We start from the raw sequence: 21,429 nt of genomic DNA on the forward strand, positions 1-21,429 counted from the left end.
CGACCCTTGTGGGAGCGGGCTTGACCCGCGATGGGGCCTGACTAGCGCCCCAGAATCACCATGTCACCCGGGCTTTCGCCCACCGCCTGCCAGTTGGGCCGGTACATCGACTCCACCTGCACCGGCGGCACGCGGTAGGTGCCCGGCGTGACCGCACGGGCCAGGTACAGCAGGTGCGTCACGCCATACGGGTCGACGTTCATCGCCGCCACGTAGCGGTCATCGCGAAACTCCTGGTGCACCACGTTGGCGTTCTGCATTGCTTCACGCCATTCCTTCACTGCACTGCTGGCGTTGTCCAGGCTGGCCGCACTTTGCGCCAGGTTCTGGTTTTCCAGCTCCAGGCCCGCCGGCAGCAGGTCGACGATCAGCGCGTCCGGCACCCGCTCGTTGGCGCGGATACCAATGTGCACCAGCACCAGGTCGCCACTCTTGAGCGACTTGATGTTCAGTGCCCGGCCATTCATGCCCAGGTACTCGCGGTAGATGCTCATGTTGGTGCCCACCGCACGGGATGCGAAGCGCGGGTAACCCGACACGGTCAACTGCTGGTACACGGTCTTGTCGCTGGTGTTGGTCACGGTCAGCGGCGAGGCCAGCAACGGCCCCTCCAGCTTGAGCCCGGCCTGGGTTGGGCCCAGGTCGCGCAGCTCGCCCGCGCTGTCCAGGCGTGCACTCCAGCGGCCTTCAGGCTGCTTGAGCATGCCACGCCCGGCCATGAACAGCGCATTGCGTTCCTGGGTGGACAGGTACGAGCTGCTGGCCATCTTGTCCGACAGCTCGAACAGGCGCTGGTCGAGCTGGTCGGTGGCCAGCTTGTTCTCTTCGAGCAGGGCCAGGATCAGCGCCTCGTCACGTACCGGGCTGCCATAGTCGCTCAGCCACACGTCCTGGCGCTTGACCGCCAGGCCCGCCTGCAGGGCCTGCGCCGAGCGCGGCTTGTCGCCCATCTTGTCCAGTGCGATCGACAGCTGTACCAGCGGCAGGCCCGAGCGTGCATCGGCGCGGCGCTCGAACAGGCTGCGCAGGGCACCCAACGGGGCCTGCTGGGTACGCGCCAGCACCAGCGCCGCATACGCCTGTACTGCGAAGCGGCTGTGCTCGGCGTTGCTGGTGTAGTACGGCTCGATCAGGTTGCGTTCCTGCAGGTAGCGCAGCAGGCGTTCGTTGGCCTTCTTCAGCGCCTCGGGCGGCACCGCATAGCCTTGCTCGCGGGCACGCTGCAGGAAGTCGGTGACGTAGGCGGTCAGCCAGTACTCCTCGCTGTCGTCCGCGCTCCACAGGCCGAAGCTGCCGTTGTAGCGCTGCATGCCGAGCAGGTGCTCGATGCCCATCTCGATCTTGCGCTGGCGCACCTTGGGCTCTTCACCCTTGATGCCCAGGCGCTTGAGCGTCTCGGCATCGGCGTACAGCGACGGGTACAGCCCGCTGGTGGTCTGCTCCAGGCAGCCATAGGGATAGGCCTCGAGGGCACGGATCTGCTCGGCGATGTTCAGCGGCGGGCGGCTCGACAGCGACAGCATCGCCTCCAGGCCCTGGGGTTCGAACGCGGCCAGGTCCTCGGCGGGCAAGGTCCATGGCTGGTCCTTGAGCGCGGCGCGGTAGTGCCTGAGCTGCGCCGGGTAGGCCGGGCGAATGCCCAGGGTCCACTCGCGGGTGAAGGCGGTGTTCGGTTCGCCCGGCAGCACCAGGCCGCTGACCTGCACCTTGACCTTGCCCTGGCCCAGGCCACCCACGGCCTGCACGCCCAGCAGCGAGGTCACGCGCTGGCCGTCACGCAGGCTCAGTGGCTGCTCGGACGGGGTCAGCAGGTTCAACTGGCCCTCGGTGGTCACCTTGACCGTGAACTTCTGCGCCTTGCCCGACAGGTTGGACAGGTCCAGCGCCAGCTCGGTACGGTCGCCGCCGGCCAGAAAACGCGGGGCCGACAGTTCGGCGATCAGCGGCGCGGCGACCACGGTCTTGGCCTCGGCCATGCCGAAGCGCTCGTCGGTCCAGGCCTGGGCCATCACCCGAAGCTCGCCGTTGAAGTCGGGGATGTCCACCGTCGCCTGACCTTCGCCCTTGGCGTCCAGGGTCACCGGGGCGCTCTGCAGGGCCACGATGGTCACGCTGGTGCTGGGACGCTTGCCGCCCTTGGCCATGGCCGCGTCACCGCCGAATGCCAGGCTGGCCAGGCGGCCCTGCCCGGCTTCGATCAGCTGGCCGTAGATATCCAGCTGGTCGGCGCCGTAGGCCTTGCGGCCGAACATGCCGGTGAACGGGTCGGGGGTGGCGTAGCTGGTTATGTTGAGAATGCCCACGTCCACCGCGGCCAGCAGCACCTGCACCTGCTTGGGGATGCTGCCATCGGCATTGCGCGCCTGCACCTTGACGGTGAGCGGCTGCTTGGGACGCATCTTTTCCGGGGCCTTGAGGGTCAGCGCCAGCTTGCGCTCGGCGCGATCCAGCGGCAGGTGCAGCACGCCCACGGCACGTTTGGGCGTGGCATTGGCCTTGCGCTCGCCAGGGCGGATCACCAGGGCGCTGACGTACAGGTCGTGGCGGGCCCATTTGGGGTCGAGCTTGACCGCGTAGGTCTTGCCTTCGGCAGGCACGTCGATTTCTTCCCACCACAGCGGGCCGTCATTGCCCTCGACGATCAGGTAGCCCTTGCCGGCAGCCGGCGGGGTCACGGTGATCTGCGCGGTGGCGCCATCGGCGTAGGCCGGCTTGTCCAGCGCCAGCTTGACCTGGTCGGGGCGCACGGCGCCGCCGTCGGTGTTGTCCTGGGCACGCCAGCCGGCCCAGAAGCGCACGCTGCTGGTCACGCCGGTGCTCGGGTCTTCGACCTCGACACGGTACGGGCCCCATTCCACCGGGAAGCTCAGCTTGGCAGTGCTGCCGGCCTTGATGCTGACCGGCTGCTCGGACTGCAGCAGGAATTTCTCGTTGTAGTTGTAATCCCAGCCGTCACTGGAGGAATAGTTCCAGTAGTAGTCGCGGCGCTCCTGAATCAGGCGCACCTTGAGGTTGTCGGCGGCCAGTTTGTGGCCATCACGGTCGGCCATCAGCAGTTCGAACTCGACCGGGGTGTTGCCGTCGACTTCTTCACCGTCGAACAGCCCACGCAGGCCGGGCATGCGCTCGGCCGGCCAGATCGGCTGCTCCAGGCGCCGGGTGATCGGCCGGCCACCGGACTCCTGCAGGCTGGCCTGCACGCTCAGTTGCAGCGGCGAATGCGCCTCGGACCAGCGGCTTTCGATCTGCAGCGTGGCATCGCCCGACGCGTCCAGGGTGGTTTCGTCCAGTTCCAGGTCGTGGCTCAGGTCTTCCTCGGTGATCGAGCCGAACTGGTAGCCCGGCAAGGCCGGCACCGCTTCGCGCAGCGGGCGCACGTAGGCCTGGCCGCTGAGGCGGTTGCCCGAGGCCGGGGCGCCGTAGAGGTAGCGGCCATTGACATGGATTTCAGCGGTTTCGCCCGGGCTCAGCGGGGTCGCGCTGCCCTTGAGTTCCAGGGCCAGGCGCTCGGGCATGAAGTCTTCGACAAGGAACTCGAACACCTGCTTCTTGCCGCCGCCCAGGTCGAACACCAGCTGCCAGCGCCCGGTCGGGGCTTCGCTGGCCAGTTGCAACTGGTACTGGTAGAAGCCGTTGGCATCGGCCTCCCACACGAACTTGCGGCTGACCTGTTCATCCGGACGACGCACCTCGACACTGACCGGCTGGGCTTTCACCGGCTTGCCGTCCTGGTCGCGCAGCAGGCCGTTGAGCAGCACGGTTTCACCCGGGCGATAGAGGTCGCGCGGGCCGAACACGAAAAACTGCAGCGGGTTGGCCTGCGGCCCGGTCAGCGCGAATTCGGAGAGGTCGAGCGCGGCGCTGTTCAGGCGCAGCAAGGTGGTGTGCACGCCCTGCTTGGCCAGCAGTACATCGGCCTTGGGCGGCATCGGCAATTGCGCATGGCCATCGCCGTCGGTCTTGGCCTGGGCCAGCAGCTTGCCTTCGCGGTCGAGCAGTTCGAGGTTGACCCCGTCCAGGGCCTTGCCGCCGTCCAGCGCCTGGGTGAACACGTCCAGGCGGTTGGTGTAGCGATGCGCCGACAGCCCGATGTCACTCAGGGTGAACAGGGTGGCCGGCTGCGAATAGTTGTAGCGGCCCGAGGCGCGCATCACCGCCAGGTACACCCCCGGTTCCTGCAACGGCTTGATCCCGGCAATCGGTAGCAACAGGGTTTCGCGGGTGTTGCGCACCGGGTTCAGGTCGAAGCGGCCGGCATACACCAGGTCGGCCTTGCTCAACAGCTCTTCGGAGTTGTAGTACTCGAGCGAGGTGTTGCGGCCCCAGCTGGCCAGGAAGCTGGACATCGACTCGGGCTTGATGCGGAAGAACTCGACGTCCACCTTGTCGATGTTCAGCGCGATCACCGGCAGGCCTTCGGCCAGGCGCGTGGGCAGCAGCGAGCCGCGGCTGGCGAAGCCCACGGTGGGCTGCATGTCGCGGGTTTCGAGGCGGCTGACGTACTCGCTGGGGAGCTTCTTGCCGTTTACCCCGAGCAGGCCGGCATCCACGGTCAGCACCAGCTTGCGCTGCGGCTCCAGGTGACGCAGGCGCAGCTCCATCTGGTTTTCGCTGAGCTCCCAGGCTCCGTCGAGCTTGCCCCGGGTGGTGTCCACCAGGTGCACGCGCTCGGCAAGGTTCTGGTCCTTGTCCAGCGGCACCGAGAAGGTCACCGACAAGGCGCTGGCACCGTCGACCTGCACTTCGGAAACGTCTACCACCGTCAGCTCGCGACCGGCGTAGCGCTCGCCCAGGCTCGCCTGGGTGGGCGCCGGGGGCGCCGCCGGGGCCGGTGCAGCTGCGGGCGCGGCCGGTTCGGCGGGGGCCGGCGCCGGGGCTACCGGGGCGGCCTGTTCCGTTGGCGCGGGGGCCGGGGCCGGTTTATCAGAAGACGAGTCGCAAGCACTGAGCAGCGCCATGGCGCACGCCAGCCACAATCCTTTGTTGAGCATGGAGGGTAACTCTTCCGGTAGCAGGGTCTGAGACGAGCACTATATAGCAAGCTCGCGGGCATCGCTGATCGAGGCGCCCGGCGTGAGACAGCGTTCACCAGTTTTAGTGCCGGGGGCGGCTACAATGCCGGTTCTCAAGGAGCCTGCATGTCCCGACTACTCAGCGACTGGCGCGACCGTCCGACCCACCACAGGGTCTGGGCGCTGGCCGCGCCGATGATTCTTTCCAACATTTCCGTGCCCATGGTGGCGCTGGTGGACAGCGCCGTGATCGGCCACCTGCCCCACGCGCACCAGCTCGGTGCCGTGGCGGTGGGCGCCAGCCTGTATACCTTCCTGGCGTTTCTGATGGGCTTCCTGCGCATGGGCTCCACCGGCTTTGCCGCCCAGGCGGCCGGACGCGCCGACGGCGCCGCGCTGCGCCAGGTGCTGGTGCAGGGGCTGCTGCTGGCGTTGCTGTTCGCCGTGCTGCTGGGGGCACTGGCGATTCCCTTCAGCCACCTGGCACTGGGCCTGATGCAACCGAGTGCCGCGCTGCAGGAAAACACCCTGGCGTTCTTCCACACGCGCTTGCTCGGCCTGCCGGCAGCGCTGGCCAGCTTTGCCCTGGTGGGGTGGTTTCTGGGTACGCAGAACGCCCGTGCCCCGCTGGCGATCCTGCTGACCACCAACCTGCTCAACATCGTGCTCAACCTGTGGTTCGTGCTGGGGCTGGACTGGGGTGTGCTGGGCTCGGCGCGGGCGTCGGTGATCGCCGAATGGTCGGCCGCGCTGCTCGGCCTGGCGCTCACGCGCCCGGCCCTGCGCGCCTACCCCGGGCAGGTGGCCTGGGCGCTGCTCAGGCGCTGGCAGAGCTGGCGCCCGCTGCTGAGTGTGAACCGCGACATCTTCATTCGCAGCCTGGCGTTGCAGGGGGTGTTCTTCCTGATCACTGTGCAGGGTGCGCGCCTGGGCGAGGCGACGGTGGCGGCCAATGCGCTGCTGCTCAACGGCCTGCTGCTGACCGCGTATGCACTGGACGGCCTGGCGCATGCGGTGGAGGCACTGTGCGGGCATGCGATCGGCGCCGGGGACCGCGGCGCATTGCGCCGTTCGATGACGGTGGCGTGTGGCTGGTCGTTGATCGTCAGCCTGGTGTTTGCCGGGGTGTTCCTGCTGGGCGGGCACTGGTTCATCCAGTTGCAGACGGATATCCCCAGCGTGCGCGAGACGGCGTTCGAGTACCTGCCATACCTGGCGCTGCTGCCACTGGTGGCGGTGTGGAGCTACCTGCTCGACGGGTTGTTCATCGGCGCGACAAGGGCGCGGGAGATGCGCAACGGCATGCTGCTGAGCGTGGCGATAGCACTGCCGTTCGCCTATGCGGCCAGCGGGCTGGGCAACCACGGGCTGTGGCTGGGCTTTCTGCTGTTCATGGGGCTGCGGGCGGTGACGCTGGGGGTGATGGGGTGGCGGTTGCAGCGGCGTGACGGGTGGTTTGTGGTGTAAGTGCCGGCCCTATCGCGGGTCAAGCCCGCTCCCACAGGTACTGCATCAGCTTCAAGGATGATGAAAAACCTGTGGGAGCGGGCTTGACCCGCGATTACGGTCAGGAGGACAGGTAGGACGAGCGGGTCAGCCCAAGGCGCAAGGCATCCAGGAACTGGGTACGCTCACGCGCCGTGATCTTCGCGCTGGCGCATTTGTCGCGGTAGTGGGTCATCAGCTCTTCGGGCGACAGGTGCACGTAGCGCAGCATGTCCTCGATGGTGTCGTGGGTCTCGATGCCGGCGTGGTACACGCTGCCGTTGGGGTTCTGGTAGATGTTCACCGAGTCGGTGTCACCGAACAGGTTGTGCATGTCCCCGAGGATTTCCTGGTACGCGCCCACCAGGAAGATCCCCAGCAGGTAGTCCTCGCCCTCGTTGATGGCGTGTACCGGCAGGCTGGTCTCGATGCTCTGCTCGTCGACGTACTGGTTGATCTTGCCGTCCGAGTCGCAGGTCAGGTCCTGCAGCACCGCACGGCGCAGCGGCTCTTCGCCCAGGCGATGCAGCGGCAGGATCGGCAGCACCTGGCCGATGGCCCAGGTGTCGGGCAGGCTCTGGAACACCGAGAAGTTGCAGATGTACTTGTCGGCCAGCTTGTCGTTGAGTTCGTCCAGCACCTGGCGGTGCGAGCGCTGGCGCGCCTTGAGCGAGTTGTGCAACCGGCGGCACACGGCAAAGTAGCACTGCTCGGCCAGGGCCTTCTGCGCGAGGGTGATCTTGCCGTCGGCGTATTGCGCGGCCACGTCGCTCATGTAGTGGGTGGCACGCCAGTAGGTCTCGGTGACCATCTCGATGTCGGTCGGGCCCAGCAGGTCGGCCAGCCACTGCACGGTTTCGGGCAGGCTCTGCTTGTCCTCGATCTCGGGTACTTCGTCGTTGTGCTTCTCGACGTCGGTTACCTGCACCACCAGCATCGCGTGGTGCGCGGTCAGCGCGCGGCCGCTCTCGGAGAAGATGTGCGGGTGCGGCAGGCCCTGCGCGTCGCAGAACTCCTTGAGCATGCCCACCACCACGCCGGCGTAGTCGTCCATGTCGTAGTTGATCGAGCTGGCATTGCGCGAGTGGGTGCCGTCGTAGTCCACGCCCAGACCGCCGCCCACGTCGATGTGGTCCACTGGCAGGCCCAGCGCACGCAGCTCGCCGTAGTAGCGGATGGCTTCCTTGAAGCCGTGCTGGTAGTCCGCCAGGTTGGCGATCTGCGAGCCCATGTGAAAGTGCAGCAGGCGAATGCCCTGGTCCAGGCCGGCATCGCGAAAGCGCTGCACTACCGAAATCAGCTGCGCAGCCGACAGGCCGAACTTGGACTTCTCGCCGCCGGTATCGGCCCATTTGCTCGAAGCCAGCGACGACAGGCGCACGCGCAGGCCGACCTGCGGCTTGACCTTGAGGTCGGCGGCTTCCTCGATCACCAGTGCCACTTCGGATTCTTTCTCGATCACGATGAACACGTTGTGACCCAGTTTCTGCCCCATCAGCGCCAGGCGGATGAACTCGCGGTCCTTGTAGCCGTTGCAGACGATGGTGCCGCCCTTGGGCGCCAGCGCCAGCACCGCCAGCAGCTCGGGCTTGGAGCCGGCCTCAAGGCCGATGGACACGTTCTGCGTGGCGATGATGTTCTCCACCACCGCTTCCTGCTGGTTGACCTTGATCGGGTACAGCGCGGTGTACTGGCTCTGGTACTCCAGGCGCGCGATGTTGGCGTCGAATGCGCCGGTCAGCTGGCGCACGCGGTGTTGCAGGATGTCGGGGAAACGTACCAGCAGCGGCAGCGACAGGCCGCTCTGGCGCAGCTCGTCGACCTGCTCGTACAGGTCGATCGGCGCACTGTCCGGCCCGTTGGGGCGTACTTCGACGCGCCCGGCCTCGTTGATCGCGAAGTAACCCGCGCCCCAATGGCGAATGCCGTAAACACTGCGGCTGTCGGCCACGGTCCATTGGCTGCCATCGTCTTTGCGTGTGCGTCGTACGGACATCGAAGTCCCCTATAAAGAAAGTCGTGAACACCGGCCAGGGCGTGCTGGCCAGTGTAGAAAATGAAGATGACGATTCTCCCTGTTCAGGCATAGACCCCTGCCCAGGGAACGAGTTTAGAAGTGCTGCAGGAAAAACCTCGCAGCGGCCATCAGCCGCCGGACTTTTTCGCCTTGAAGCCTTGCTTGATCAGCTCGGCCAGCAACAACTCGACGTGGTCGCCCTGGATCTCGATGACGCCGTCTTTCAACGCGCCGCCCGTACCACAACGCCGCTTGAGCGTGGTGGCCAGTTCCTTGAGTTGATCCAGGGGGAGCGGTACGCCACTGATGGTGGTCACCGTCTTGCCGCCACGGCCTTTGCTTTCACGACGCACACGGGCAATGCCGTCGCCTTCGGGGATGAGTGTCTGCTTGCAGATGCAGGCATCGACGGGTTTGCTGCAGTCCGGGCAATGCCGGCCTGCATCGGTGGAGAACACCAGGCCACCGAGGGCGGCGAATGATGCGGCTTTCTTGGCCACTTTTGATCCTCTGCGTTGAGGACAAAAACTGGTCGATGCCCCGGGGCGAGGTACCGACCGCGAAGCCCCACTCTGGCAGGGGCAGCGCGCCTGCCGCGGCAAGCCGTGGCAGGGTGAAAAGGCCGCGCAGTGTAACCACAATTGCGCCGAATGCTAAGTGCAAAACTGCGCCATTTTGCTTGGCTTTCGCGACGTCAGCCGCGCCGCGCCACGAAACGGTTCAGCGCCGCCAGTGAGTCGGGGCAGTAGGGGGTGCTCAGGCTGTCGTCCAGGGCTGCCTGCAAGGGCATGAAGCGGGCCTGGCTGACCTCCTCGGGCTGCAGGCGCAAAGGCCCGTCCCAGACCGCCGAGAACACCGCGCACCAGAGCCGGTTGCCAGGCTGGTCGAAGAAGAAGCGCTCGTGGAAGCTCAGCGACACGCCGCTCACCCCCAGCTCCTCGGCCAGCTCGCGCGCGGCGCAGCGCTCGTAGCTTTCGTGCTCGTCGACCATGCCGCCGGCGGCCACATCCCAATAGCCGGGGTAGATCGCCTTGCTCAGGGTGCGCTGGTGCACGCACAGCTCGCCGGCACTGTTGAACAGCAGGATGTAGGTGCCCCGCCCGATCAGCCCCTGCTCGCGCAGCTCGGCCCGCGGCTTGGCGCCGAGCAGGTTGTCCTGCTCGTCGACCCAGGCGATGCGCTCGGCATCCGAGGCGGCGCGGTGCGCCGCCTCGCTCTGGCTGAACAGCATCAGCCCTGGGACAGCAGCTGGCGCAGGTCGATCACTGCGGCGTTGGCGCGGGAAATGTAGTTGGCCATCACCAGCGAGTGGTTGGCCCACATGCCGAAGCCGCTGCCGTTGAGTACCATCGGGCTCCACAGCGGCTCCTGCGAGGCTTCCAGCTCACGGATGATCTGGCGCACGCTGACGGTGGCGTTCTTCTTGGCCAGCACGTCGGCGAAGTCGACCTCGATGGCGCGCAGCAGGTGCGACAGCGCCCAGGCCTGGCCACGGGCTTCATAGAACACGTTGTCGATCTGCAGCCACGGCGTCTCGACCACTTCCTCGTCCAGCTGCGGCACCTGGCCCGGCACCACCGATTCGGTCTTGAGGGTGGTGTTGAGCTTGACCCGGCCCACGCTAGCCGACAGGCGCTGGGACAGCGAGCCCAGGCGCGTGGCCACGTCGCCCAGCCAGTTGTTGAGGTTGTCGGCACGGGTGTAGAACAGCGCGCCCTGCTGGTCGGGCGAAGCCAGGCGCTTCTGGTAGCGGTTCAGTGAATTGATGCCTTCCTGGTACTCCGACTCGCTCGACGGCAGGATCCAGCTCTTGTTGTCGAAGTTGAAGCGCGGCTCGGCCTTGGCAAGGTCGGCGTCTTCGGCCGACTGCGACTGCGAACGGGCGAAGTCCTTGCGCAGGGCACGGCTGAGGTCACGTACCTGCACCAGCACGCCATATTCCCAGCTGGGCATGTTGTCCATCCACAGGCCCGGCGGGAAGCGGTCGTTGGAGATGTAGCCGCCTGGCTTGTCGAGCAGGGTGGCAACCACGGTCTTGAGGGTTTCGACGGTGGTGTAGCCGACGACCATCTGCTGGCCGTTGCGCTCGGCGGCGGCCTGGGCGTTCTGCTGCACCGGGAACAGGTCGGGCTCCTGGCTCCAGTACCAGCCCAGGGCGATGGTCACCAGCAGGTACAGACCGATCAGGGTGCCCAGCGCCCGGCTGAACAACAGCCCGCCGAAGTAGCTGCGGGTGCCCGAGCCACGGGCGTCCACCCGCTCGCGTGCCTCGGCTTTGCCTGTACGGTTTTTCCAGTCCAGCATGGCGTTGTCCTTTCTGTCAGGTCGTGTCCAGGGTTCGACCGCGCGGCCCCCGCTTCGTGCCCACGCCGGCCAGCATTGTGTGCCAGCGTGCGCGGCCGGGGCGCCAGCCAAGCCTGCACTATAAATCAAGCGCGCCGCTTCGCATAAGTGACTAACGGGTCAGGAAAGGAATTTAGCGCCACCCCAGTTAATTGATGCAGCACACTCGATTGCCGGAAAAGTGGTGCTAGCATAGAGCCATCACTCGAATTGCCTCACCCCTTACAAGTAGTCAGGACATGACCGAGCCAGAAGACCCGAATCGTGCGCGCCTCAAGCAACACTTTGCCCAGCGGGTCATTCACCAGGCCCGGCAAATTCTCGAGATCTGGCAGCGCCTGCAGCGCAGCGAGTGGACCAGCTGCGACCTGAGCGAGCTGGGCGAGGCCAACCTGCGCCTGCAGCGCTACGCCGAACGCTTCGAGCAGCCCGAGCACAGCCTGCTGGCCGATGCCATCGGCCAGACCCTGGCGGCGGTGGAGGCCAACAGCGCGCGCCTGAGCAGCAGCCTGATCAACGAACTCAACCGCCTGATGCAGCGCCTGTCGCGTACCGGGCTGCGCCAGGGCGACCAGCTCGAGCGCACCCCGCTGCCGCCGCTGCGCAAGCCCATCTACGTGATGCTGCAGGACCACGAGCGCGCCGAGCGCCTGGCCAAGCAGCTGGAGTTCTTCGGCCTGGGGGTCGAGCCGCTGTACAGCCCCGAGGCATTCCAGGCCTCGATGGCCGAGCGCCTGCCGGCGGCGATCGTCATGGATGTCGACTTCGGCGGCCAGGGCCAGGGCCTGCAGCTGGCCGCCCAGGCCCAGCAGGGCCTGGAGCAGCGCGTGCCGCTGCTGTTCTTCAGCCTGCACGAAACCGACACCCCCACCCGGCTTGCCGCGGTGCGCGCCGGCGGCCAGGAATTTCTCACCGGTACCCTGGAGGCCTCCAGCCTGCTGGAAAAGGTCGAGCTGCTCACCAGCGTGACCCAGTACGAACCGTTCAAGGTGCTGGTGATCGACGACTCGCGTGCCCAGGCACTGCACACCGAGCGCCTGCTCAACAATGCCGGCATCGTCACCCGCACCCTCACCGATCCGATCCAGACCATGGCCGAGCTGGCCGACTTTCAGCCCGACCTGATCATCCTCGACATGTACATGCCCGCCTGCACCGGCACCGAGCTGGCCAAGGTGATCCGCCACAACGACCGCTATGTGAGCGTGCCGATCATCTACCTGTCGGCCGAGGACGACCTGGACAAGCAGCTCGATGCCATGAGCGAGGGTGGCGACGACTTCCTCACCAAGCCGATCCGTTCGCGCCACCTGATCACCACCGTGCGCAACCGTGCGGCCAGGGCGCGCAACCTCAAGGCGCGCATGGTGCGCGACAGCCTCACCGGGCTGTACAACCACACGCACATCCTGCAACTGCTCGAAGACTGCAGCTTCCGGGCGCGGCGCGAAGACCGCCCGCTGAGCTTTGCCATGCTCGACATCGACCACTTCAAGAAGGTCAACGACAGCCACGGCCACCCCATGGGCGACCGGGTGATCAAGAGCCTGGCGCTGTTTCTCAAGCAGCGCCTGCGCAAGACCGACTTCATCGGCCGTTATGGCGGCGAAGAGTTCGCCATCGTGATGCCCAACACTGACCTGCACGCGGCGCACAAGGTGCTGGACGAGATTCGCCGGCGCTTTGCCGAGATCCACTACCCGGCGCAGCCGCGTGACCTGTCGTGCACCTTCAGTGCCGGGGTGGTGCAACTGAGCGACGGGCTGGATGCGCTGAGCATGGCCACCGCAGCGGACGAGGCGCTGTACCTGGCCAAGGGTGCGGGGCGCAACTGCGTACAGCGGGTCGAGGCCTGAGCCTTTTCGCCAGCAACCTGGCCGCTGTAGGAGCCGGCGTTGCCGGCGAAAGGGCCACCATTTAGCCACTTTATTTCGCAACACCCCTGCCATCGTCATAACCACGTCATAAAAACGCAATAACTTCAGGCACTTGCCATCCCGCCGTTGGTAGAGCCCGCTCATGCGCCTGAAGTTGCTGACCAATCTGAACACCCTGCTGCTGGTAACCGTGTGCCTGGCCCTGGGGGCGACCCTGTGGTGGTCGCAACGTGCCCTGGAACAGCCCTACCTGTTGATGGAGCGTTACCTGGCGCTGTCCCAGCAGTTCCAGAACCAGGTGGCCCGCAACACCCAGGATTACCTGAACAGTGGCGATGCCCTGCGCCACGCCACCGCCCTGCAAAGCACCCAGGACCTGCAACAGGAACTGGCCCAGCTGCCCGATGAGCTGGCCGCGCAACTGCGCCCCAGCCTCGACACCCTGCAGGCATTCACCGCCAATGAGCTGCTGGCCGCCGGCAAGCTCGCCGGCGACCCCCAGGCCCTGTTGCTGCAGGCCGAACGCGAACTGGGCGCCAACCTCGAACAGCTAGCCCGCTACGCCCACGACAGCGGCCACCCCGAGGCGGCGCACTACCAGTCGGCACTGCTGGAAGCCAGCCTGCACCTGGGCCGCCTGTCGCTGGCGCGTGACAAGCTGGTGAGCAGCGGTCGCAGCGAGCTGGCCGACGAGGTGGAGCGCGAACTGCAACTGATCATCACCCAGGCCAAAGCCCTCGACGCCCTGCCATTGCTGGGCGTGACCGCGGCAGTGGAATCCGGCGCCGACGACTTCGCCGCGATGATGGGCCTGCAGAGCGAGGCCACCACCAGCGCCGAAGACGTCGGCGTGGCCCTCAAGCGCGAGCTGGGCAGTTTGCTGGCGCGCTACCCGGCAGAACTGCAGCGCACCCGCGCGCAGATCGAGCGCCGTACCGAACTGGCCACCACCACCCAGGCGCGCATGGCCGCCGTGCAGCAGGCCATCGCCGACCTGGAACCGGGGGTGCGCGCGCAGCACGGGCAGATCCAGGGCGAAGTGCGGGTGATCCAGGGCCTGATGATCGGGTTGATCCTGCTGATCGCCCTGCTCATCGACACCTTGCAGCGGCGCCTGGCGCGGGTGCTGGGCAACCTGGCGCCGGCGCTCTCGCAGTGGGCCGGCGGCGACTTCAGCCAGGCCATTGCGCTGGGGCGCAGCAACCGCGAAATGCACGACATCCAGGACTCGCTCAACCGCCTGCGTGCCTACCTGGTAGACCTGGTGGGCACCATCCGCAGCAACGCCGAGCAGGTGGCCGGTAGCAGCCACGCCCTGGCCGGCATGAGCAGCGCGCTGCACGACGGCGCCGAGCGCCAGGCCGGCGACACCGCGCAGATCCGCGATGCGCTGGGCGAACTGGAGGCCACCATCACCCAGGTGGCCGGCGATGCCAGCCAGGCCGCCGACGCCAGCCGCCACGCGGGGCTGGCGGTGGAACAGGGCCAGGCGGTGATCGGTCAGAGCCTGAGCGGGCTGCGCCTGCTGGTGGACGAGGTGCAGGGCAATGCACAGATGATCGAGGGCCTGGCCCAGGAGTCGGCGACCATTGGCGGCGTGCTCACGGTGATCCGCTCGATTGCCGAACAGACCAACCTGCTGGCCCTGAATGCGGCCATCGAGGCGGCAAGGGCCGGCGAGATGGGCCGCGGCTTTGCCGTGGTGGCCGAGGAGGTGCGTTCGCTGGCCCAGCGCACCACCGGTGCCACCGGCGAAATCCAGACCCTGATCGCGCGCCTGCAGCAGGCGGCACGCGAATCGGTGGAAGGCATGCGCGCGCAACTGGAGCACGCCGAGGCCACTGCCCAGCAGGCGCAGTCTGCCGATGGAGCGCTGGACGAGATTGTCGCGGCGATCCAGACCATTGCGCAGACCGCCGTACGCATCGCCGACGTGACCGCGCAGCAGAGCGGTGCGGTGAGCGAGATTCGCGACCATAGCGAACGGATCCACGAACTGGGCGCGGACAACCTGGAGCGCATTGGCGAGGGGCGCGAGCAGGGTGAGCATCTGCTGCGCCTGGGCGGGGAGCTGAACACCGCCGTGCAGGCGTTCCGGGTCTGATCCAGGGGACTCTCGCGGGTCAAGCCCGCTCCCACAGGTATGCATCCTGATTGAGCCAGATGCATTGTCTGTGGGAGCGGGCTTGACCCGCGATGGGTTCAACTCGATTGCTCCTGCTCAAACTCCGTTATCATTGCCCCCACGTTCCCCCCAGCGAGACCGCTCATGCGTCGCCTGCTTTGCCTCCTGCTTCTGGTCCTGGCCCTGCCCGCCATGGGCGCCGGGCTGCTCGACAACCGCCCCAGCGCCACCCTCGGCGCACCGGGCCTGAACAACAGCGCCGACTTCCTGCCCGTGCGCGAAGCCTTCAAGCTCAACCTGATCCAGGGCGACGCCCAGGCCATCAAGCTGCGCTTCGTCACCACCGAGGGTTACTACCTCTATCGCCACCGCTTCCAGTTCCGTACCGAACCTGCCGACATCGCCCTGGGCACCGCGCAGCTACCTGCCGGCGAGGCCAAGCACGACGAGTACTTCGGCGACGTCGAGGTGTACCACGGCATCCTCGACATCGACCTGCCACGCACTGCCGACCAGCGCCCCTTCACCCTGGTGGTGAGCTATCAGGGCTGCGCCGACAAGGGCCTGTGCTACCCGCCGGAAACCGAGCGCCTGAGCATCGACGGCGTCGGCGCCGCGTCCACCGCCGCCGCCCCGGCCAGCAGCAACGCCTGGAGCTGGAAGGAAATGCTGCTGTTCTTCCTTGCCGGCGTCGGCCTGACCTTCACCCCCTGCGTGCTGCCGATGCTGCCGATCCTTTCCGGGGTGGTGCTGCGTGGCCAGGTCGGTGGCGGTCGCGGCCTGGCCCTGTCGCTGGCCTACGTGCTGCCGATGGCCGCCTGCTTCGCCCTGCTCGGCGCGCTGATGGGCCTGTTCGGTGCCCAGCTCAATTTGCAGGCACGCCTGCAATCGGCCTGGGTGCTGGTGCCCTTCGCGGCATTCTTCGTGGTATTCGCCCTGGCCATGTTCGGCCTGTTCGAACTGAAGCTGCCGCAGTTCATCAGCAGCCGCCTGGACCGCGTGGCCGGGCAGACCAAGGGCGGCTCGCTGCTGGGCGCCGCCGTACTCGGGGTGGTTTCCAGCCTGCTGGTCTCGCCCTGCGTGTCGGCGCCACTGGCCGGTGCGCTGCTATATATAAGCGCCAGCGGCGATGCCATCGGCGGGGCGCTGAAACTCTTCGCGCTGGGCCTGGGCATGGGCGCGCCGCTGCTGCTGGTGGCCACCGGCGGTGCGGCCTGGCTGCCCAAAAGCGGGCCGTGGCTGGTCACGGTGAAGAACGCCATCGGCGTGCTGCTGCTGGGCCTGGCCATCGGCCTGCTCAGCCGCGTGCTGCCCGGCCCGCTCACCCTGCTGCTGATCGGCCTGCTGGCAGCCGGCGTGGCGCTGTTCCTCGGCGCCCTGGAGTTCGGCGTGAAGACCACCGGCCAGCGCCTGGCGCAGCTGCTCGGCCTGTTGCTGCTGGCCTACGCGCTGGCCTGCTGGTACGGCGCCTTCAGTGGCCAGGCCGACCCGCTGCGGCCACTCCCCGTCCCCGCCAGCACCCCCTCGGCCGCACCGGTCAGCGCCTGGCAGACGGTGAACACCCCCGCCGCCCTGGATGGCCTGCTGGCCGAAGCCAGGGCGGCCGGGCAACCGCTGCTGCTGGACTGGTACGCCGACTGGTGCATCAGTTGCAAGGTGATCGAGCATGACGTACTCGGCGATCCGGCCGTGCAGGCGCAACTGCAGGGCTACCGCCTGGTACGGTTCGACATCACCGAAAGCAACGCCGAGCAACGCGCGCTGCTGGACCGCTACCAGCTGTTCGGCCCGCCGGGCTTCCTGGTGTTTGCCGCGAACGGCAGCGAAAAAACCGACAGCAGGGTGATAGGCGAGGTAAAAGCCGGCGAATTTGCCGAACACCTGGCGCGCATTCGCAGCGAAGTGGGTCTATAACTGCTGGGGCCGCTTGAAAAGCGCCACGGATGACCGAAATTGGCAAGATAGTCATAAATTTCGCGCGAATCTCGGTCATCGTGCTGGCTATTGCAGGTAACTGGACAGTGCTCGGCAGTTTGCGGCATAGTCGCCGCGCTACGTTTTTGCCCGACAATAAAAGGAACCGCAGATGGCAACGCTACTGGTGCTGCATGGCCCCAACCTGAACCTGCTAGGCACCCGCGAACCGGGCGTCTATGGGGCCGTGACCCTGGCCCAGATCAACCAGGACCTGGAGCAGCGTGCACGCGCCGCCGGCCACCATCTGCAATACCTGCAAAGCAATGCCGAGTACGAACTGATCGATCGCATCCACGCCGCACGCAACGAAGGGGTGGACTTCATCCTGATCAATCCGGCGGCTTTCACGCACACAAGCGTCGCATTACGTGACGCATTGCTGGCGGTGAGCATCCCATTCATCGAAGTGCATCTGTCCAACGTGCACAAGCGCGAGCCGTTTCGCCACCACTCCTACTTTTCAGACGTCGCCGTAGGGGTGATCTGCGGCCTGGGCGCCACCGGCTATCGCCTGGCCCTGGAGTCCGCCCTGGAACACCTGGCAGCGCACGCCAAACCCTGAATAACCGAAGCCTGGCCGCAGGCCGGGCCGTGTACGAACGTTAACATTCACGTTTATACGACCCTGACCGACCCTTGGGAGTTGATGATTAATGGATATCCGTAAAGTCAAGAAACTGATCGAACTGCTGGAAGAGTCTGGCATCGACGAGCTGGAGATCAAGGAAGGCGAAGAGTCCGTCCGTATCAGCCGCCACAGCAAGACCCCGGCCCAGCAGTACTACGCGCCAGCCCCGATGGCTGCCGCACCGGCCGCCGCCCCTGTGGCCGCCGCTGCCCCGGCTGCCGCCGAAGCGCCAGCCGCGCCGAAGCTCAACGGCACCGTGGCCCGCTCGCCAATGGTCGGTACCTTCTACCGCAAAGCCTCGCCTACCTCGCCTGCCTTCGTCGAAGTCGGCCAGACCGTGAAGAAAGGCGACACCCTGTGCATCGTCGAAGCCATGAAAATGATGAACCACATCGAAGCTGAAACCAGCGGTGTGATCGAATCCATTCTGGTAGAAGACGGCCAGCCGGTTGAGTACGACCAGCCGCTGTTCACCATCGTTTGAACCGCGGAGAACCAACGATGCCAGCCAAGTTGGAAAAAGTCCTGATCGCCAACCGCGGGGAAATTGCCCTGCGGATCCTGCGCGCCTGCAAAGAGATGGGCATCAAGACCGTCGCCGTGCACTCCACCGCCGACCGCGAGCTGATGCACCTGGGCCTGGCCGACGAATCGGTATGCATTGGCCCGGCTTCGGCCACCCACTCCTACCTGCACATCCCGGCGATCATCGCAGCCGCTGAAGTGACCGGCGCCACCGCCATTCACCCAGGCTACGGTTTCCTCGCGGAAAACGCCGATTTCGCCGAGCAGGTCGAGAACTCCGGCTTCGCCTTCATCGGCCCCAAGGCCGACACCATCCGCCTGATGGGCGACAAGGTGTCGGCCAAGGACGCGATGATCAAGGCCGGCGTACCGACCGTTCCGGGTTCCGACGGCCCGCTGCCGGAAGACGAGGAAGAAGCCCTGCGCATCGGCCGTGAAGTCGGCTACCCGGTGATCATCAAGGCCGCCGGTGGCGGTGGTGGTCGCGGCATGCGCGTGGTGCACAAGGAAGAGGACCTGATCGCCTCGGCCAAGCTGACCCGCAGCGAAGCCGGCGCCGCCTTCGGCAACCCGATGGTGTACCTGGAGAAGTTCCTGACCAACCCGCGTCACGTGGAAGTTCAGGTACTGTCCGACGGCCAGGGCAACGCCGTGCACCTGGGTGACCGCGACTGCTCGCTGCAGCGCCGCCACCAGAAGGTGCTGGAAGAAGCGCCAGCCCCGGGCATCGACGAAAAGGCCCGCCAGGAAGTCTTCGCCCGCTGCGTCAAGGCGTGCATCGACATCGGCTACCGTGGTGCCGGCACCTTCGAGTTCCTCTACGAGAACGGCGCGTTCTACTTCATCGAAATGAACACCCGTGTTCAGGTGGAGCACCCGGTTTCGGAGATGGTCACCGGTATCGACATCGTCAAGGAGATGCTCAGCATCGCCGCTGGCAACAAGCTGTCGTTCACCCAGGATGACGTGGTGATTCGCGGTCACTCGCTGGAGTGCCGGATCAACGCCGAAGACCCGAAGAAGTTCATTCCGAGCCCGGGTACCGTCAAGCATTTCCACGCACCGGGCGGCAACGGCGTTCGCGTCGACTCGCACCTGTACAGTGGCTATGCGGTACCGCCGAACTACGACTCGCTGATCGGCAAGCTGATCACCTACGGCAAGGACCGTGACGAAGCCATGGCGCGCATGCGCAATGCGCTGGACGAGATCGTCGTCGACGGCATCAAGACCAACATCCCGCTGCACCGCGAGCTGGTGCGCGATGAAGGTTTCTGCAAAGGTGGCGTGAACATTCACTACCTGGAACACAAGCTCGCCAACGACGAGTGATGCAGGTGTGATGTGAAAAAGACCCCGGCCTGGTGCCGGGGTCTTTTTTTTGGGCTGCGGTACGCCCATCGCGGGTCAAGCCCGCTCCCACAGGAACGCCATTGATCTCAGGATCACCGCTGTACCGGTGGGAGCGGGCTTGACCCGCGATGAATGCGCCGCCTAGTCCCGCCCCATGCGCGGCATCTCGATGCCATGCGCATGCACCCGCCGGTACAAGGTGGCCCGCGAAATACCCAGCGCCTTGGCCGCCTCCCCCGGTTTCCAGCGATGGCGTACCAGCGCCTCCAGCAGCACCTGGCGCTGCGGGCTCATGCTGGCCTGCACCTGGCCCTGCACCTGCGCCCCGCGCACATCCGCCGGCAGGTCCTGCAACTGCAGCGTGCCAGCGGCGCACACCGCGCAGGCGTAACGCAGCACCTGGCGCAACTGGCGCAGGTTACCCGGCCAGCGATACCCCAGCAGGCACTCCAGCGCTGCCTCGCTCAAGCCCACGTCCACCCCGCAACCGGCCGCCTCCTCGGCCAGCAAGCGGTTGATCAAGGCCAGCCGGTCACTGCGCTCGCGCAGCGGCGGCAGCTCGAAGCGCGCATTGGCCAGGCGAAAGTACAGGTCTTCGCGAAAGCGCCCGTCGGCCACCCGCGCCGCCAGGTCGCGGTGCGTGGCGCAGATCACCTGGATATCCACACGCTCGCGCCTGGCCGCACCCAGCGGCGCCACCTCGCCTTCGGCCAGCACCCGCAGCAGGCGGGTCTGCAAGGCCAGCGGCATGTCGCCGATCTCGTCGAGAAACAGCGTGCCGCCATCGGCCTGCTGCAGCAGCCCGCGCATGCCCTTGCTGGAGGCCCCGGTAAACGCCCCGGCCACATAGCCGAACAGCTCGCTCTCGATCAGGCTCTCGGGAATCGCCGCGCAGTTGAGCGCCACGAACGGCTTGCCGGCCCGCGCGCTGCGTTCATGCAACTGGCGCGCGAACACCTCCTTGCCCGCACCGGTCTCGCCCACCACCAGCACCGCCAGGTTGCAGTTCTTGACCCGCACCGCCAGGCGCAGGCTTTCCTCCACCCGTGCATCCACCCCGCCCGGCACCGGCACCACCCGCGCCGGACGCTGTGGCGAGCTGACCCGCACATGCAGCGCATCGCCATCGGCGCTCCAGCTCAGGCGCTGGGCCGACTCGTCGGTCACCGCGCGCAACTGGTCCAGGTCGAACAGCTGGCCGATATGCGCCGGCAGCTCGCCGTAGCGCGAGAGCAATGCCGAGCGTGCCAGGCTGTTGAGCGCCTGCAGGCGTCCGTCGGCATCCCAGGCCAGCAGAAAGTCCGGCTGGCTGTCCACATACCCCGGCGCGCTGTGCGCCCGCAGCACCCAATGCGCCTGGGCGTTGTGCATGAAAAACGCGTTCTCGATCTCCCGCGCGGTCTGCACCACCAGTTGGCGGATCAGGTGCTGGCTGCGCCGGTCGTCCGGCGACTGCAGTGCCGACACGTCGACCACCCCCAGCAGCTTGCCCTGCGGGTCGAACACCGGCGCCGCCGAGCAGGTCAGGCCGATGAACGCGGCGCGAAAGTGATCGCGCTTGTGCACCGTGACCGGCACCTGGCTGGTCAGTACCGCCGCCACTCCGCAGGTGCCCTCCTCGCCTTCCGACCAGCAGGTGCCCAGGTACAGGCCGGCCTTGCGGCAGTCGTTGCGCAGCGCGGCGTCGACGCGGTAGTCGATGGTGCGACCCTGCGCGTCGGTCAGCAGCACGCAGTAGTCGGCACCGCGCACCCGCTCGTGCAGGCGCGCCACCGCATCACTGGCAATGCGCATGAACAGCTCGGCGCGTTCGCGGCATTCGTTGAGCAGGGTTTGCGACAGGATGCGCGGCCCTTGCTGCGAGGAAGGGTCGAGGCGGTGCTGCTCCATCGAGCGGCGCCAGGAATCGAGGATCAACGGCGGTACCGGCGCCTGGGGCTGGCGGTCGGCATTCTTGAGCACACGGCTGACACAGTCGACGTGGGCTCTGGAGTTCGCGGCAAGCATGGGGCCTCCGGTTCTCGTGTTCTTGTCGTTATGCGGCCCATTAAGCGCCGTTTGCCAGGCCCCGACAAGCACCGCCTGGG

At 66.6% G+C, this 21,429-nt stretch carries 13 protein-coding genes; 7 read left to right on the forward strand and 6 right to left on the reverse strand.

Going from position 1 to position 21,429, the window contains the following annotated elements; genetic code table 11:
- Nucleotides 1-41 precede the first annotated feature (41 nt).
- Nucleotides 42-4,991: an alpha-2-macroglobulin family protein gene (locus ACPRTJ_RS07265; RefSeq protein WP_426428483.1), complete on the reverse strand. Its 4,950-nt coding sequence runs from the start codon at nt 4,989-4,991 to the stop codon at nt 42-44.
- A 147-nt stretch (nt 4,992-5,138) separates the two neighbouring features.
- Here ACPRTJ_RS07265 and ACPRTJ_RS07270 point away from each other — a divergent pair, with 147 nt between their 5' ends.
- Nucleotides 5,139-6,479, forward strand: a complete 1,341-nt coding sequence (locus ACPRTJ_RS07270) for an MATE family efflux transporter (RefSeq protein ID WP_426428485.1) — start codon at nt 5,139-5,141, stop codon at nt 6,477-6,479.
- A 100-nt stretch (nt 6,480-6,579) separates the two neighbouring features.
- On the opposite strand, the gene speA is transcribed toward ACPRTJ_RS07270, so the two are convergent.
- The 4 genes from speA to ACPRTJ_RS07290 all read right to left on the reverse strand — a co-directional run bounded on the left by speA (nt 6,580) and on the right by ACPRTJ_RS07290 (nt 10,818).
- Nucleotides 6,580-8,493: an arginine decarboxylase gene (speA, locus tag ACPRTJ_RS07275; protein ID WP_043860454.1), complete on the reverse strand. Its 1,914-nt coding sequence runs from the start codon at nt 8,491-8,493 to the stop codon at nt 6,580-6,582.
- Nucleotides 8,494-8,642: 149 nt separating this feature from the next.
- Nucleotides 8,643-9,014: a translation initiation factor Sui1 gene (locus ACPRTJ_RS07280; protein ID WP_043860455.1), complete on the reverse strand. Its 372-nt coding sequence runs from the start codon at nt 9,012-9,014 to the stop codon at nt 8,643-8,645.
- A 194-nt stretch (nt 9,015-9,208) separates the two neighbouring features.
- Nucleotides 9,209-9,745 carry an NUDIX hydrolase gene (locus ACPRTJ_RS07285; RefSeq protein WP_043860456.1) on the reverse strand — a complete coding sequence of 179 codons (537 nt, stop codon included), beginning with the start codon at nt 9,743-9,745 and terminating at the stop codon, nt 9,209-9,211.
- Nucleotides 9,745-10,818, reverse strand: coding sequence for a DUF2333 family protein (locus tag ACPRTJ_RS07290; protein WP_043860457.1), 1,074 nt, complete (start codon nt 10,816-10,818; stop codon nt 9,745-9,747). The genes ACPRTJ_RS07285 and ACPRTJ_RS07290 overlap by 1 nt, the downstream gene beginning before the upstream one ends.
- 278 nt (nt 10,819-11,096) lie before the next feature.
- On the opposite strand from ACPRTJ_RS07290, the gene ACPRTJ_RS07295 reads away from it, so the two are divergent.
- The 6 genes from ACPRTJ_RS07295 (at nt 11,097) to accC (ending at nt 19,321) form a co-directional block, all read left to right on the forward strand.
- Nucleotides 11,097-12,713, forward strand: coding sequence for a response regulator (locus tag ACPRTJ_RS07295; RefSeq protein ID WP_043860458.1), 1,617 nt, complete (start codon nt 11,097-11,099; stop codon nt 12,711-12,713).
- Nucleotides 12,714-14,058: 1,345 nt separating this feature from the next.
- Entirely contained in the window at nt 14,059-14,838 is a 780-nt protein-coding gene (locus tag ACPRTJ_RS07300; RefSeq protein ID WP_371920457.1) for a methyl-accepting chemotaxis protein, read from the forward strand.
- Between the two features lie 165 nt (nt 14,839-15,003).
- A complete protein-coding gene (locus tag ACPRTJ_RS07305) occupies nt 15,004-16,773 on the forward strand; it encodes a protein-disulfide reductase DsbD (protein ID WP_426428488.1) in 1,770 nt (589 codons plus the stop codon).
- A gap of 172 nt (nt 16,774-16,945) precedes the next feature.
- Nucleotides 16,946-17,398, forward strand: a complete 453-nt coding sequence (gene aroQ, locus ACPRTJ_RS07310) for a type II 3-dehydroquinate dehydratase (protein ID WP_043860461.1) — start codon at nt 16,946-16,948, stop codon at nt 17,396-17,398.
- Nucleotides 17,399-17,489: 91 nt separating this feature from the next.
- Nucleotides 17,490-17,948, forward strand: a complete 459-nt coding sequence (gene accB, locus ACPRTJ_RS07315) for an acetyl-CoA carboxylase biotin carboxyl carrier protein (RefSeq protein ID WP_043860462.1) — start codon at nt 17,490-17,492, stop codon at nt 17,946-17,948.
- 17 nt (nt 17,949-17,965) lie between these two features.
- On the forward strand, nt 17,966-19,321 hold the full coding sequence (gene accC, locus ACPRTJ_RS07320) for an acetyl-CoA carboxylase biotin carboxylase subunit (RefSeq protein WP_043860463.1): 1,356 nt from the start codon (nt 17,966-17,968) through the stop codon (nt 19,319-19,321).
- A 162-nt stretch (nt 19,322-19,483) separates the two neighbouring features.
- On the opposite strand, the gene ACPRTJ_RS07325 is transcribed toward accC, so the two are convergent.
- On the reverse strand, nt 19,484-21,349 hold the full coding sequence (locus ACPRTJ_RS07325) for a sigma-54-dependent Fis family transcriptional regulator (protein WP_426428491.1): 1,866 nt from the start codon (nt 21,347-21,349) through the stop codon (nt 19,484-19,486).
- Between the last annotated feature and the right edge of the window lie 80 nt (nt 21,350-21,429).

The sequence above is a fragment of the Pseudomonas palmensis genome (genome assembly GCF_049942755.1).
GTDB classification, from domain to species: Bacteria; Pseudomonadota; Gammaproteobacteria; order Pseudomonadales; family Pseudomonadaceae; genus Aquipseudomonas; species Aquipseudomonas palmensis.